Source organism: Pseudomonas sp. KU26590 (assembly GCF_026153515.1).
Taxonomy (GTDB): domain Bacteria; phylum Pseudomonadota; class Gammaproteobacteria; order Pseudomonadales; family Pseudomonadaceae; genus Aquipseudomonas.
In genome coordinates, this window is record NZ_CP110644.1 from 4431885 (window position 1) to 4446440 (window position 14556).

Annotated in this window: 13 protein-coding genes and 1 pseudogene; 4 read left to right on the top strand and 10 right to left on the bottom strand. The window is 60.4% G+C overall.

All coding sequences use genetic code 11. The features are described from left to right. Positions 1-21 precede the first annotated feature (21 nt). From araG to OKW98_RS19770, 4 genes are all read right to left on the bottom strand, one after another. Positions 22-1551: an L-arabinose ABC transporter ATP-binding protein AraG gene (araG, locus tag OKW98_RS19755; RefSeq protein ID WP_265386283.1), complete on the bottom strand. Its 1530-nt coding sequence runs from the start codon at positions 1549-1551 to the stop codon at positions 22-24. Between the two features lie 93 nt (positions 1552-1644). Further along, entirely contained in the window at positions 1645-2655 is a 1011-nt protein-coding gene (locus OKW98_RS19760; protein ID WP_265386284.1) for a substrate-binding domain-containing protein, read from the bottom strand. Between the two features lie 164 nt (positions 2656-2819). Continuing rightward, on the bottom strand, positions 2820-3698 hold the full coding sequence (locus tag OKW98_RS19765; protein ID WP_265386285.1) for an SMP-30/gluconolactonase/LRE family protein: 879 nt from the start codon (positions 3696-3698) through the stop codon (positions 2820-2822). Positions 3699-3777: 79 nt separating this feature from the next. Next, positions 3778-4485, bottom strand: coding sequence for a FadR/GntR family transcriptional regulator (locus OKW98_RS19770; protein WP_265386286.1), 708 nt, complete (start codon positions 4483-4485; stop codon positions 3778-3780). A gap of 347 nt (positions 4486-4832) precedes the next feature. Here OKW98_RS19770 and OKW98_RS19775 point away from each other — a divergent pair, with 347 nt between their 5' ends. Together OKW98_RS19775 and OKW98_RS19780 are read left to right on the top strand one after the other, a co-directional pair. Beyond that, a complete protein-coding gene (locus tag OKW98_RS19775) occupies positions 4833-5975 on the top strand; it encodes an aldose epimerase family protein (protein WP_265386287.1) in 1143 nt (380 codons plus the stop codon). A 260-nt stretch (positions 5976-6235) separates the two neighbouring features. Beyond that, complete coding sequence (locus OKW98_RS19780; RefSeq protein ID WP_265386288.1) at positions 6236-6460, top strand: DUF6555 family protein; 225 nt, start codon at positions 6236-6238, stop codon at positions 6458-6460. Between the two features lie 391 nt (positions 6461-6851). Here OKW98_RS19780 and OKW98_RS19785 read toward each other — a convergent pair whose 3' ends face one another. From OKW98_RS19785 to OKW98_RS19795, 3 genes are all read right to left on the bottom strand, one after another. Further along, positions 6852-7592 carry an S-methyl-5'-thioinosine phosphorylase gene (locus tag OKW98_RS19785; RefSeq protein ID WP_265386289.1) on the bottom strand — a complete coding sequence of 247 codons (741 nt, stop codon included), beginning with the start codon at positions 7590-7592 and terminating at the stop codon, positions 6852-6854. Positions 7593-7601: 9 nt separating this feature from the next. Then, complete coding sequence (gene nagZ / locus OKW98_RS19790; protein ID WP_265389789.1) at positions 7602-8603, bottom strand: beta-N-acetylhexosaminidase; 1002 nt, start codon at positions 8601-8603, stop codon at positions 7602-7604. Between the two features lie 105 nt (positions 8604-8708). Continuing rightward, positions 8709-9419, bottom strand: coding sequence for a TetR/AcrR family transcriptional regulator (locus OKW98_RS19795; RefSeq protein WP_265386290.1), 711 nt, complete (start codon positions 9417-9419; stop codon positions 8709-8711). Between the two features lie 229 nt (positions 9420-9648). Here OKW98_RS19795 and lexA point away from each other — a divergent pair, with 229 nt between their 5' ends. Beyond that, on the top strand, positions 9649-10257 hold the full coding sequence (gene lexA, locus OKW98_RS19800) for a transcriptional repressor LexA (RefSeq protein ID WP_065988571.1): 609 nt from the start codon (positions 9649-9651) through the stop codon (positions 10255-10257). A gap of 11 nt (positions 10258-10268) precedes the next feature. Next, positions 10269-10772: an SOS-induced cell division inhibitor SulA gene (sulA, locus tag OKW98_RS19805; RefSeq protein WP_265386291.1), complete on the top strand. Its 504-nt coding sequence runs from the start codon at positions 10269-10271 to the stop codon at positions 10770-10772. 98 nt (positions 10773-10870) lie between these two features. Here the strand turns inward: sulA and OKW98_RS19810 are convergent, their stop codons facing one another. The 3 genes and pseudogenes from OKW98_RS19810 to topA all read right to left on the bottom strand — a co-directional run bounded on the left by OKW98_RS19810 (position 10871) and on the right by topA (position 14464). Then, the gene (locus OKW98_RS19810) at positions 10871-11107 is read right to left on the bottom strand and encodes a hypothetical protein (RefSeq protein WP_037011193.1); all 237 of its coding nucleotides are present in this window, start codon (positions 11105-11107) and stop codon (positions 10871-10873) included. Positions 11108-11182: 75 nt separating this feature from the next. Continuing rightward, positions 11183-11703: pseudogene (locus tag OKW98_RS19815) on the bottom strand (DUF6586 family protein). Between the two features lie 157 nt (positions 11704-11860). Continuing rightward, positions 11861-14464, bottom strand: a complete 2604-nt coding sequence (gene topA, locus OKW98_RS19820) for a type I DNA topoisomerase (RefSeq protein WP_265386292.1) — start codon at positions 14462-14464, stop codon at positions 11861-11863. Positions 14465-14556: the final 92 nt, after the last annotated feature.

Here is a 14556-nt window from a genome sequence, read left to right on the forward strand (position 1 = left end):
TAACCAAGTTCATAGCCGGGTTTAGCCGCGGGTACGCGGCAATGCCAGCTGCAGCAGGCGCTGCTCGTTGGCTTCTTCGCGGGACAACTCGCCGGTGATGGCGCCTTCACTCATGACCAGAATGCGATCGGAAATGCCCATTACCTCCATCAGGTCGCTGGACACCACGATGACCGCGATGCCGTCGGCGGCAAGGTTGTGGATGATCTGGTAGATCTCTGATTTCGCGCCGATGTCGATGCCACGGGTGGGCTCGTCCAGCAGCAGCACTTTCATCGGCATCGACAGCCAGCGGCCCAGAATGGCCTTCTGCTGATTGCCGCCCGACAGAAACAGCATCTGCTGCTCGGGCGAAGGCGTCTTGACGTTCATCGATTTGATCTGGTGTTTGGCGTTGTCCCGCTCCCAGCGTCCCTGAATCAGGCAACCGAGGCTGACGTGGCGAGGCCGCGCACCAATGTTGATGTTCTCGGCGACGCTGGAGAGCGGCACGATGCCTTCTTTCTTGCGGTCTTCCGGGCACAGCAGAATGCCGGCGTCGATGGCGTCACGGGGTGAACGCAGGTTCAGCGGTTTGCCTTCCAGTTGCAAGGTACCGGCCTGACTGCGCGTCAGCCCCGACAGCATGCGGAACATTTCGGTCCGACCGGCGCCCACCAGGCCGAAGAAGCCGAGGATCTCGCCCTTCTCCACCGCAAAACTGGCGGGCTCCTGCAGGCCGGGGCCCATCAGGCCGGTCACGCGCAGGCTCGACCCCTGATGCTGACGCGGCCGATAGTTGTAGATGTCCTGAATGTCGCGCCCGACCATGCAGGTCACGAGGCGATCATGGTCCAGCTCGGCCATGTCTTCGAAAGTGCGCACGAAACGCCCGTCTTTGAACACGGTCACGGCGTCACAGACGCGGAAGATTTCTTCCATGCGGTGGGAAACGTAAAGGATGACCCGACCTTCGTCACGCAGCCGGGTGATGATCGCCATCAGCCGATCAATCTCCCGCGCCGACAGGCTACTGGTGGGTTCGTCAAAGGCGATGACGTGGGCGTTACGCGACATGGCCTTGGCGATTTCCACCAGTTGCCGCTGCCCCAGGGAGAGATCACCCAGGCGGGTGTTCGGGTCGATCTCGTCGGCCAGGCCTTTGAGCAGTTCCCGCGCCCGGCGAACCATGGCCCGACGGTTGATCATGCCCCAGCGATTGGGCATGTGGCCGAGCAGCAGGTTTTCCGCCACCGACATTTCCGGGACCAGGTGCAGTTCCTGGTGAATCACTGCCACGCCGGCCGCGATGCTGTCAGCGGTGGATTTGAACGCCAGATGCTGATCGCCGATCTGCAGATCGCCACTATTGGGCTGGTACGAGCCGCCGAGAATCTTCAGCAGCGTCGATTTACCCGCGCCGTTCTCGCCCATCAGCGCGTGAACACTGCCTGGCCGAGCTTCGAAATTGATGTCCGACAGCGCCTTCACACCGGGGAAGGTTTTGCCGATCCCGTTGAAGCGCAGGCTGCCGCCGTGCTGAACCTGTTGCTGAACCGATGCCTGTTGCATGAACCACCTCCACCCCGCCCCACCCATGCCGGGTGGAACGGGGCCTTGCAGATATCCGCCTGAGAGCCAGGCGTCCCGACTCGACTGCCGCGCTTACTTGTACAGACCGATCTTGGTCAGCACTTCCTTGAAGTTGGCACGGGTGATCAGCGTCACGTCGTCCATCGCGGTGTATTTCGCAGGCTCTTTGCCGGTGGTGACCCACTCGTACATCTGCAGGGCGGTGTTGTAGCCCTCTTTGTCAGGGCTGGGCAGCATCGACCCGAAGAAGCCGCTTTCCTTCTTCTTCAGCTCGTCGATGGCGTCAGTACCGTTGATGCCGATGCCGATAACGTTGGCCGGCGCGAAGCCTGCGCCCGCTGTGGCACGCACGCCGCCCAGAACGGTGTTGTCGTTCATGCCGCCGACGATGAGGTTTTTCGCCCCGCTTGGCAGTTTCGGAAGGGCAGCGCCGGTGGAATCCATGCTGCCCGGCACGTCGAGGGTTTTCTGCGGCGCGAAGAGGATGTGATCCTCAGGCAAACCGGCTTTCTTCAACGCATCCACCGAACCGTCGGTGCGCTTCTTGCCGGTGTCCAACTCATTGTAGGTGTTGATGATCGCGTAGGTTTCTTTCCAGTCCCAGTTGCGATTCTTCGCTTCGTCGGCCATGGCAGCGCCCTGTTTCTGGCCGACTTCAAACGCCGCCATGCCCAGGTACGGCACGTCTTCCATGAACTTGCCTTTGGCGTCGACGAAACGGTCATCGACAGCCATGACTTTCAGACCATTGGCTTTGGCTTTGGCGACGATGGACGGGCCGAGGGAGACGTCGGGCGGGCAGATGACAAACCCTTTGGCGCCGTTGGCGGCAAGGCTGTCGATGGCAGAGAGGGTTTTTTCACCGTCGGGAACGGCAATCTTGATGACTTCGAAACCGTGGTCCTTACCGGCCTTTTCGGCAAACTGCCATTCGGTCTGGAACCAGGGCTCTTCAGCCTGCTTGACCAGGAAACCGATCTTGACCTTGTCGGCATCAGCGGCGGATACACCGGCGCTCATGCCAAGAATGGCGGTGGCAACAGCAGCACAGCACAGGGAACGAATCCCGTGGCGACTCAACATAGCTAACTCCTTATTTTTATTGACTAGCTACAGCGTTCAGCAGTGAGTGTCGGGGCGGTATGCAGGTGAAAACAGCGCAGGCCGCTCGACTGAAAACAGTCATATCATATTATCAATGAAGCCTATGTAACCGAGTGTCACACCTCACCGGCACAGGGTTTGGGTCACCCCGCAAAGCGGTGCGAGGCCATACCCTTGACGCCGATTTCCATCTGAATTACGGACCCATCCAGCTCCAGCGCGCCCTCTGCAGGCCGCGCGCTGGTCACAAACAAAGTGCTCATGTCCGGCCCGCCGAACACGCAGCTGGTCGGGTGACTGACCGGCAGTTCGACGATTCGATCAACGCTGCCATCGGGGGCGAAGCGGATCAGGCAACCGCCACCCCAGCGGGCATTCCAGACAAAACCGTCTTCGTCCATCGCCGAACCATCGGGTGCGCCGCGGGAATGCTCATGGGCCCAGACTTCGCGGTCGCCCAACGAGTGATCGTCGTTGATCGGGTAGCGATAGATCACGCCGTCCAGGGTGTCGGCGGTAAGCACGGCGGAATCGGTTTCCGGCCAGACCAGGGTGTTGACGATGCCCTGCCCGTTCAGCAAAGCCGCGACCGAGCCATCGCCGTCGACGCGGTACAGCCCGCCCGAGCGGCGCTCGATCGGCAGGTCGCCGCCCTCCTCGTCAAGGTTGTTCTGCATGGTCCCCAGCCACAGCCGACCCTGCCGGTCGCAACGGGCTTCGTTGGCACGGTTGCCCGCCACGGGATCGGCGGCACACAGTAGAGAAATAACAGGTTGATGGGACGCGGAATCGAGGTCCAGACGATGGACGCCGCTGGCGAGGGTGACCAGCGCGTCACCTTTCGTGGTGGGTATGAAGGCGGAAACCGGCTCGTTGAACTGCCAGTGGGACAGCCTGCCGGCGTGAAGGCGCAGCGCGCGGAAGCCAGCGATATCAACCCAGTACAACGCCTGGTGGGCAGGGTCCCAGAACGGCCCTTCGGCCAATTTGAAACGCTGGTCGCAGACCGGCAGCCATTTCATGGAAAATTTCCTGCTTATTATTGTAGGTCCGTGAGCCACTCAAAAAGCTCACCTGCGAAACATCACACTGGGCCAGTCGTCAAGTGCGCGATAACGGTTGTTCCCGAGAACGGGCCATCACTTCACCGGCGTTTTCAATCAAACTCATGCAGGCCCAGACACCCCGCGCCGAATCCCGGTTGGCGATGGCGTCCGCCAGATCCTTGTGCAACGGCAAGGTTCTGCCCAGCTCACCGGGCACCGCCGATGACACTTCAAACGAGATCGCCAGCAAAGCGCCCAGTGCCGGCAGCATCTGCTCAATGAACTGGTTATGGCTCGCCGCGAGCACCGCTTCATGGAAGCGCTGATCCGCAGCGTTGTAATCACCCAGGTCCGCCACACTGGCCTCAAGCCCCTGATAATTGGCCTGGATCCTGGCAATCTGCTCCGGCGTCGCCCTTTCACAGGCCCAACGCACGGCCATCGGTTCAATGGCGCGTCTCAAATCCAGCAGGTCCAGCACAAAACTTTCCGGCAGGCCCTTCGCCGCCAGCCAGCCCACCACTTGTGGGTCAAACAGATTCCAGCTGCGCACCGGCAATACCCGCGTGCCCACCTTGGGCCCGACCTCCAGTAACCCTTTGGCCACCAGTGTTTTGATGGCCTCGCGAATCACCGTACGGCTGACCCCGAATTCTTCACCCAACGCCGCTTCAACCTTCAGCGACTGCCCCGGCACCACATTCCCTTGAGCAATCCAGGCTCCCAGGCGGTTTACCGTCGACGCGTGAAAACTGCTGCTCATTGATCCGCCCCTGTTTGCGGTGTGTTCCGCAAATAGAGGCTAATGATCATACGATTAGGCGTCAACCGCCTGTACAGACGGGCAATCCTGGGCTAGACCTTCCCGCATCGGACAGCAGACTGCCTTTCGCCAAATAGTATTACAATTTATTTTTAAAGCGAGTGATTTTGATCTATAACTCGAAATATCAGGGCTATCCAGATCAAATAGTATGACCAATCACCGAGCACCGCGCCGTCACGCTGTCGCGACGGTCGCAGCGCTCAGAGCAGCAAGGGTGCTCACTTCAGAGCACATCCATAAAACGCCCGTAAAAACGTGCGCATAAAAACAAAAGGATCGACGCAATGAGAAAGACGCTTATACCTGCCCTGGGCCTGTCGCTGATGGCCGCCGCCCTGCAAGTGCACGCTGCCGGACTGTCCACCGAACACGGCGCGTTCGGCAAACTCGCCGATGGCACCCCGGTCGAGAAATACACCCTGCGCAATAGCCAGGGCATGCAGGCTACCGTGATCACCTACGGCGGCACGCTGCAGTCGCTGCTGGTGCCGGACAAGCACGGCAAGGCTGAGGACGTGGTCCTGGGCTTCGATGATGTGGACGGTTACGTCAATGGCACCGCATTTTTCGGCGCCACCATCGGCCGCTTCGGCAATCGCCTGGCAGGCGGCAAGTTCTCTCTGGATGGCAAGAGCTATCAGGTGCCGCTGAACGACAAGACCAACTCACTGCATGGCGGCCCGAAAGGCTTCGACAAACAGATCTGGAAGGCTCAGGAGGTCAAGGACAAAGGCTCGGTCGGGGTCAAGCTGACCTACGTTTCGGTCGATGGCGAGATGGGCTTCCCCGGTACGCTGAAAACCGAGGTCACCTACAGCCTGAACGACAAGAACGAGTTGCGCATTCAGTACCACGCGACGACGGACAAACCGACCGTCCTCAACCTCACCAACCACAGCTACTTCAACCTGGCCGGCGCTGGCAACGGTGACATCCTTGACCAGGTGGCCGTAGTGCACGCCGCACACTACACGCCGGTCAACGAGACGCTGATCCCGACAGGTGAGCTGCCGCCAGTGGCCGGCACACCCTTTGACTTCCTCAAGCCTGTCGCCTTCGGCAAGCGCATCCGTGAAGACAACGCACAGCTGAAGTTTGCAGAAGCGACTCAAGGCGGCTACGACCACAACTGGGTGCTCGACACCAAGGGCAAGCTGTCGAATCTGGCGGCGGATGTGGTCGATCCTAAGTCGGGTCGCCGTTTGCAGCTGTTTACCACCGAGCCTGGCGTTCAGCTGTACACGGGCAACTTCCTAGACGGCACTGTCAAAGGCAAGGGCGGCAAGATCTACCCGCACTGGGGCGCATTCACGCTGGAGACCCAGCACTACCCGGACTCGCCTAACCAGCCAGCCTTCCCTTCCACGCGCCTGGACCCAGGCAAGGCCTACACCCAGACCACTGTGTTCAAATTCCTGAACAAGTGACCGTTTGAGTGTAAAAACGGCGCGGCAGGACGACTGCAAAGGTCGTCACTGCCGCACCGGACAGTGCTTGATGCCGCCATCGCGTCGCTGAAACCGCTCAAAACCGGGGGTTTGCCACTCATTTGTAAGGGTGGCTGACCGTTTACTCATCGTTCTGTACTAAAGCTAACCATTTGGCTTAGAACGGTAACTTCGAGTGAATTTTCCTGGCGGTGACGACTCAGTTACACAGAGAGTGACTGATAGGGAGGTTTGCAAGCGTGGCACAGTACAAGCACTTCAGAATCGATTACCTGCTGCACGGGAGCTACAAAAGCTTCTACATCAGCGCCGAAGTCATGGATAACGCATCCGCCTGGCACTGGGCTTCGGTGGATGCCGGGTTTGGTCAGATTCCCAAATACCGGTCGGACCGAGTCCCGAAAGTGACCAAGCCCAAAGCCGAGCAACTGGGTTTGACCGACGTCGAGTGGGCCGAGTCCTGATCAGCCGATCAGGCCCTTTGCTCTGCTGACTTATTCGCTGACCTGACACCTGACTTTTCCCGTGCGGAAATTGGCCTCGGCAGCGCGTCATTCTCGACGCGCTGCCGAGCAGTCCGACGCCTGATCTCCTCCTCGCTTTACCCCGCCCCTTCCAAGCCTGATCCGAAGAGAATTCTGACGATTAACCCGCTGGATCGGCGCCATTGGTAAACCTGATCATTAAACGACCATTGTCGCTAAAGCCATGCAACTACAGGCTTACAGAAACTTATCCACAGAGATATTCACGCTTTCCGTGGACAACTATTTCAACGATATAGCGTTGACTTTGTTGCCCTTTCCGGCCTAGCCAGCGTTGAGAGAAAGCCCTCCAATTCCACGATTTCCGGCCTCACGCGGCGCTGAGCACTCGAGCCAATGTCGCCTTGACCTTGCCGATTCCATCGTGCAAAGCCTGCTCGATTTCCGCCATCGTGATCACCGCCGCCGACTTGCCGGCGGCCGGATTCACCACCAGCGCCAGGCAGGCATATTCCAGTTCGAGTTCACGCGCCAGAGCGGCTTCCGGCATACCGGTCATGCCGACGATGTCGCAGCCGTCACGCTCCAGCCGCGTAATCTCGGCCACGGATTCCAGCCGCGGTCCTTGGGTGCAGGCATAGACGCCGAAATCGCTGTGGGCGCACCCCTCGGCCGCCAGCGCTGCAATCAGTCGAGCCCGCAATGGCGCGCTGTAGGGGAAGCTGAAGTCGATGTGGGTCACGTGCTCCAGGTCATCGGCAAAGAACGTGTGCTCGCGACCGCTGGTGTAGTCCACCAAATCATGGGGCACGCAGAAATGACCGGTGCCCATGTCAGGGTGAATCCCGCCCACGGCGTTGACCGCCAGAATCGCTTCGGCCCCGGCCTGCTTCAGCGCCCAGATGTTGGCGCGGTAGTTGACCTTGTGCGGCGGAAAGCGGTGCGGGTGCCCGTGACGAGCCAGAAACATCACCTCGCGGCCGGCGTATTCGCCGAGCTGGATCTCGCCGGACGGCGCGCCATAAGGGGTATTCACGGCCAGGGACTGACGTATCGTCAGCCCTTCGAGCTGGGTCAGGCCGGTGCCGCCGATAATCGCGTAAACAGTCATGGGAATTCCTTAATCGATCAAATGAGCAGCGCGCAAGGCGGTCAGCGCCGCCAGCCAGCGGGGATGCTGGCGGTATTCGGTGGACGCAATGCCCTGGCCACGCATTCTGTGCAACCGCGCCGCAGGAGGCAAAACCTTCAAGCGCTGGGCCGCGCTCAAGGCCAGCTCGGCCGCAGCGCGGTCGTTACAGACCAATCCCATGTCGCAACCTGCGGTAAGCGCCGCCTCGATACGGCTGGCGGCGTCACCCACGACATGGGCGCCTGCCATCGACAGGTCATCGCTGAAGATCACGCCATCGAAGCCCAGCTCGCCGCGCAGAATGTCCTGCAGCCAGCGGCGGGAAAACCCCGCCGGCTGCGAGTCAACCTGGGGATAGATCACGTGGGCAGGCATGACCGCTGCCAGGTGTTTGCTCAAGCGCTGGAAAGGCACCAGGTCGTTGGCGCGAATCGTTTCCAGACTGCGCTCGTCATGGGGGATGGCCACATGAGAGTCAGCCTCGGCCCAGCCATGCCCGGGAAAATGCTTGCCCGTGGCGGCCATGCCTGCCGCATTCATGCCGCGGATGAACGCGCCCGCCAGTACCGCCGCCCGCTCAGGATCGCCTTCGAACGACCGGGTGCCGACGACCGCACTGCGTTGGTAGTCCAGATCCAGCACCGGCGCAAAGCTGAGGTCCAGCCCTACCGCCAACACTTCGGTTGCCATCAGCCAGCCGCAATGCTCGGCGATGCTTTCTGCATTCGGATGACCGGCAATGGCGCGCATCGCCGGCAGCCGCACAAAACCCTGGCGCAGGCGCTGCACCCGGCCGCCCTCTTGATCGACAGCGAGCAGCAACTCGGGACGAATGGCACGAATGGACGCACAGAGCTCACGAATTTGCCGTGGGCTCTCGATGTTTCGCGCGAAAATGATCAGGCCGCCCACTTCGGGCTGACGCAGAAACTGACGGTCTTCGGAGGTCAGCCAGGTACCGGCGACGTCCACCATCAGGGAGCCTTGCAGGCCAGAACTCATAGGAAGATCCTTCAACAACCAATGCTCAGGCCGGCATGGTGAGGGATCGAAGGATGTGATGCAAATTACGCCACCGCCAGCCGGTGGCGCTGCTTAGACCTTGGCGGGCAACGGTGCCGAGGTTTTGGTCCGAGGCCGAAGTTGCGCGGTGAGCATGGCGTTGTCGGTGACGCCCGTTTCGGCGCGCATGCCGGCCGCCAGGAACGGCACCATCAGGCGCATGACCTGCTCGATCGACGTATTGACGCCAAAATCGGTCTCAGCGATAGCACGCAACGCCTTGATGCCGGACATGCTGAAGGCCGCAGCGCCCAGCATGAAGTGGACCCGCCAGAACAGCTCGATGGGGGGAATGCGCGGCGCCGCTTCGTTGACCAGCAGCATGTAACGGCGGAACACCTTGCCGTACATGTCTTCGAGATAACGCCGCAAGTGGCCCTGGCTCTGGCTGAACGCCAGGCCCAGCAGGCGCATGAAGATGGACAGGTCATTGTTGCTGCGCGGCTGCACGACCAACGCCTGCTCGACGAGGATTTCGAGCAACTCTTCAAGGGTCGGTTTTGTTTCAGGCTTGGCCTGGCGGCGCTCCAGCTCGCGGTCGAGACTGACGCAGAACGGCCCGAGGAAGCGGGAAAATACCGCCTGGATGAGGGCCTTCTTGGAACCGAAGTGGTAGTTCACCGCTGCCAGATTGACTGACGCCTTGCTGGTGATCAGCCGCAACGAGGTTTCGGCAAAACCCTTCTCGGCGAACAGCTGCTCCGCTGCATCGAGAATTCGTTCAACTGTTTCCGACTGAGCCATGGTTCAACGCCTGACAAACACGTGTTTGAAACATACGTTTCATACACAACACTGTCAACCCTGAGCGTCCGCTTTCTGTCCATGCAGTCACGGGCATTTAACCATACAAACCGGGGCCTGTAGCCATTCATGGCAGGGGGTGGCTGCACGCGTGGCGAAAAGGACCATTGCCAAGACCCAAGCACTGTATATAATCCCAGTCACTGTATAAAAAGCCAGAGCGATGCACATGATCAAACTGACGTCACGCCAAGCCGAGATTCTGGACTTCATCAAGCGCTGCCTGGAAGACAACGGCTACCCGCCGACCCGCGCCGAGATCGCTCAGGAGCTGGGCTTCAAATCGCCCAATGCTGCCGAAGAACACTTGAAAGCCCTCGCCCGCAAAGGCGCCATCGAGATGACCCCGGGCGCCTCCCGTGGCATTCGCATCCCCGGCTTCGAAGCCAAACCCGATGACAGCGGCCTGCCCATCATTGGCCGCGTCGCAGCTGGCGCGCCGATCCTGGCCCAGCAGCACATCGAAGAATCTCTCGCAATCAACCCGGCCTTCTTTCACCCAAGCGCGGATTACCTGCTGCGCGTCCACGGGATGAGCATGAAAGACGTCGGAATTCTCGACGGCGACCTGCTGGCCGTCCACACCACCCGCGAAGCACGCAACGGCCAGATCGTTGTGGCGCGAATCGGTGACGAGGTCACGGTCAAACGCTTCAAGCGTGAGGGCAACAAAGTCTGGCTTTTGGCCGAGAACGCCGACTTCGCACCGATCGAAGTGAATCTCAAAGATCAGGATCTTGTGATTGAAGGCTTGAGCGTCGGCGTGATACGCCGATAAGGAGAACGTAGATGCAGCTCCCACAGACACCGCAACAACATGCACAACTGCCGCTGTTCGAAGCATTCATGGCGCCCGGCATGCCAATGCTCGACGTTCCACTGTTGCAGGTCCCGACGCTGGCAGAGATTGCCGAGTCGCCCTGGAGCAACGAACCAGAAGTCTTTAGTGAATTGTCTTTGCGCGGCGCTGCCGGGAACTGCCTCAATCTACTGGCGCCGATCCTGCGCGAGTTGAGCCAGGACACCAATGATCGCTGGCTGACGCTGGTTGCACCCCCCGCCAGTGTGACTCAGGCGTGGCTGCGTGACGCGGGTCTGAACCGGGAACGCATTATTCTGATGCACCCGCGTGGGGCTCAGAGTGCGCTGGAACTGACCCGTGAAGCGTTGCGCCTGGGTCGCAGCCATACGGTGGTCAGCTGGATCAATCCAATCTCAGGCAGTGCGCGCCAGCAACTGGCAGGCGCAGCACGTATCGGCGATGCGCAGAGCCTCAACATCCGGCTGGGCTGAGCACGTCGGCAGAACTAATCAGGGTATGTAGAGCGTGAAGGCGCTTCTTGCGAATCGAGAAGCGGGATGGCGTGTGAACGGGCTGCAGATCCCGAGGATCAATGCAGCACGCGCGGCCCTTCTTCATCCTTGGTCAATTCGCCTTCGGCCAGACGGCCTGCCATCTGCACACCGACGCTGAGCATCGCCTTGGCGACTTCAACGTGCTGACCCTGCAGGAACGCCTTGGCGTCTTCCGAAAAATTCAGGGTAACAAGGGATCCTTCATCTTCAGCGCGGCGCAGCTCGATGCGGCCGTCAGGCAGTTCAACAATTTCCAGAAACGAAGTTGGCATCAGTGCAGTTCTCCACGAAAGGCTGGCATTGTAACAGCCAGATGACTCAGTCCCTAGCCCATCGATCACTCCGTATCAGCTCTCGCTCAGGCCTTCTCTGAACCGGATTGCCAGGCTTTTGAGCTGCTGGCGCCAATGTTCCATCTCCTCGCGCGACAATGCCTGCTCAGGCTCTTCGTCCCCCCCACTGCGATGATCAGCGGCTGAGTGACGTCACCCTTGGGTTTGCGCGGCGCCCTTGGCGGCATGAACAACGCTTGGTAGGAGGCCAGCAATTGCGCCAGCCACGTTTCGCGGTTGTGGGCGAGCTCGACCAGTTCGCTCATTTCCGGAATGGCGATGGCTTCCAGCACCTTCGGCGACAGCAGGTCCTCGGCACGGGGGGAGCTGGCGTCTGGCAGCCGGTAGTAGCCGGCGATCTCGTGACACAGCCCCAGCAAAGCGCCGTAGAGATGAAAGATCGCCGATTCACGCTCGGCCTGCTCAAGCCCCTGGGCGTTCATCGCGCGGCTGTCTCTGGCCTTTGCCATCGCTTCCAGCGCCAGTCCTGCGAAGAACAGCTTCTGGTTGGTGCGGGTATAGAGTTCGTGAGCCATAACGGTGGCCTCGGTAGAGATGAGTGAATCGCCAGCCTGCCTGCCAGCCTGTAAGGGCTCAGCCGCAGACGAAAAAATCCCTCGGAGCGCACGAGCACGCCGAGGGATTCTTTTAACGCAAAGCATCGGAGCTGACCAGTCGGATCGAGTTAAACGATTAACGCTTGTCCTCGACCTTCCACTTGCCGCCGTCGTAGAACGCACGCCAGCCGGTAGGCTTACCTTCCACTTCGGTCTGCACGTATTGCTCCTTGGACTTGCGGCTGTACCGGATCACCGCCGGACGACCGTCGGGGTCTTTCTTCGGCGCGTCACACAGGAAGTGATACTTCGGATCGATCTCGTCCTTGTGCGGCGCGATCTCCATCACCAGCGGTGCACGGGTCTCGCGGTTTTTCGGGAACTGGCTGGCCGCCAGGAACAACCCCGAAGCACCATCACGCAGGATGTAGGTGTCATCAACCTTGTCGCACTTGAGCTCCGGCATCTTCACCGGGTCCATCTTCGGCGGCGCCGCTTCACCGCTCTTCAGCAGCTTGCGGGTGTTCTTGCAGTTGGTGCAGCCGAAGAACTTGCCGAAACGGCCCGTCTTGAGCTGCATTTCGCCGCCGCACTTGTCGCACTCGACGCTCGGGCCTTCGTAGCCCTTGATGCGGTAGGTGCCCTCTTCGATCTCGTAACCCGAGCAGTCCGGGTTGTTGCCGCAGATGTGCAGCTTGTGCTTCTCATCCAGCAGGTACGCATCCATCGCAGTGCTGCAGATCGGGCAACGGTGCTTGCCACGCAATACACGGGATTCGGACTCACCCTCATCGTCGTCGGCGATTTCGTCGCCCGGCGTGAGGTTGACCGTGGCCTTGCAGCGCTCTTTCGGCGGCAGGCTGTAGCCCGAGCAGCCGAGGAACACGCCGGTGGACGCGGTACGAATCTGCATCGGGCGACCGCAGACCTTGCACGGGATGTCCGTCATCACCGGCTGGTTGGCGCGCATGCCGCTGTCAGGCGCTTCGGCCACTTCGAGTTTCTTTTTGAAGTCGCCGTAGAACTCGTCAAGAACGTTCTTCCAGTCGCGTTGGCCGTGGGCCACGTCGTCGAGGTTCTCTTCCATGCCGGCGGTAAAGCCGTAGTCCATCAGGTTCGAGAAGCTTTCGGACAGACGCTCGGTGACGATGTCGCCCATCTTTTCCGAATAGAAACGACGGTTGTGCAGGGCCACATAACCACGGTCCTGGATGGTCGAGATGATCGCGGCGTAGGTCGATGGACGACCGATGCCGCGTTTTTCCATTTCCTTGACCAGGCTCGCTTCCGAATAACGCGCAGGCGGCTTGGTGAAATGCTGGCTTGGATCGATCTTGATCAGCTTCAGCTTGTCGCCCTGTGCCATGTCCGGCAGTACGTCGTCATCGCCCGGCTTGCTCATTTGTGGCAACACGCGGGTGTAGCCGTCGAACTTGAGGATGCGGCCCTTGGCGCGCAGCTCGAAATCGCCAGCCGCGACGCTCACGGTGGTCGACAGGTATTGCGCAGGCGGCATCTGGCAGGCCACGAACTGGCGCCAGATCAGCTCGTACAGACGCTCGGCGTCACGCTCCATCCCCGTCAGCTTGCTTGGGTGCGTGTTGACATCGGAAGGACGAATCGCTTCGTGAGCCTCTTGCGCGCCTTCCTTGCTGCTGTAGACGATCGGCGATTCCGGCAGGTACTTCTTGCCGAACTCGGTTTCGATGTAGGTGCGGGCCATGGCCACTGCGTCAGCCGACAGGTTGGTCGAGTCCGTACGCATGTAGGTGATGTAACCGGCTTCGTACAGACGCTGGGCCATCATCATGGTTTTCTTCACGCCGTAGCCCAGGCGGTTGCTCGCGGCCTGTTGCAGCGTGGAAGTGATGAAGGGCGCCGACGGTTTGCTGCTGGTCGGCTTGTCTTCACGCTTGCTGATGCTGTAGGCCGAGGCCTTGAGCTTCTCCAGCGCCGCCATGGCGGTCGCTTCGTTCAGCGGTTTGAAGGCTTCGCCTTTTTCACGGGCGACTTCAAAGCGAACGTTGGCGCCTTTGGCGGTGCCGAGGTCCGCGTGGATCTCCCAGTACTCTTCCGGGTTGAACGCACGGATTTCACGCTCGCGCTCCACCACCAGCTTCACGGCCACGGACTGCACACGGCCGGCCGACAGACCGCGGGCGATCTTCTGCCACAGCAGCGGCGACACCATGTAACCGACGACGCGGTCGAGGAAACGGCGGGCCTGCTGGGCATTCACGCGGTCGATGTCGAGCTCGCCCGGTTTGGAGAAGGCTTCCTGAATGGCTTTCTTGGTGATCTCGTTGAAGACCACACGCTTGTAGCGCGAATCGTCGCCGCCGATGGCTTCGCGCAGGTGCCAGGCAATGGCCTCCCCTTCGCGGTCCAAGTCCGTCGCGAGATAGATGGTGTCGGCGTCTTTGGCCAGGCGGCGCAGCTCGTCGATCACCTTCTCTTTGCCGGGAAGGATTTCGTACTTGGCCTTCCAGCCGTGCTCCGGATCGACACCCATCCGCGCCACGAGCTGGCGCTTGGCCTTTTCCTTGGGCGACAGCACGGGCGCTTCGGCCACGGCCTTGCCGCGTTTGGCAGCAGGCTCTTTGGAGGCGCTAGCCGAACCGCTGGTGGGCAGGTCTCGGATATGGCCGATACTCGACTTCACCACGTACTGGTTGCCCAGGTACTTGTTGATGGTCTTGGCCTTAGCCGGGGATTCCACAATGACCAGCGATTTGCCCATGGATCGGAAAATTCCTAATGCGAGAAAAAAGACGTCAGAGCCGTCGAGGCCCCGCTATATATAGTGGCTGAAAGGTGAGGTCAAGCAATGGC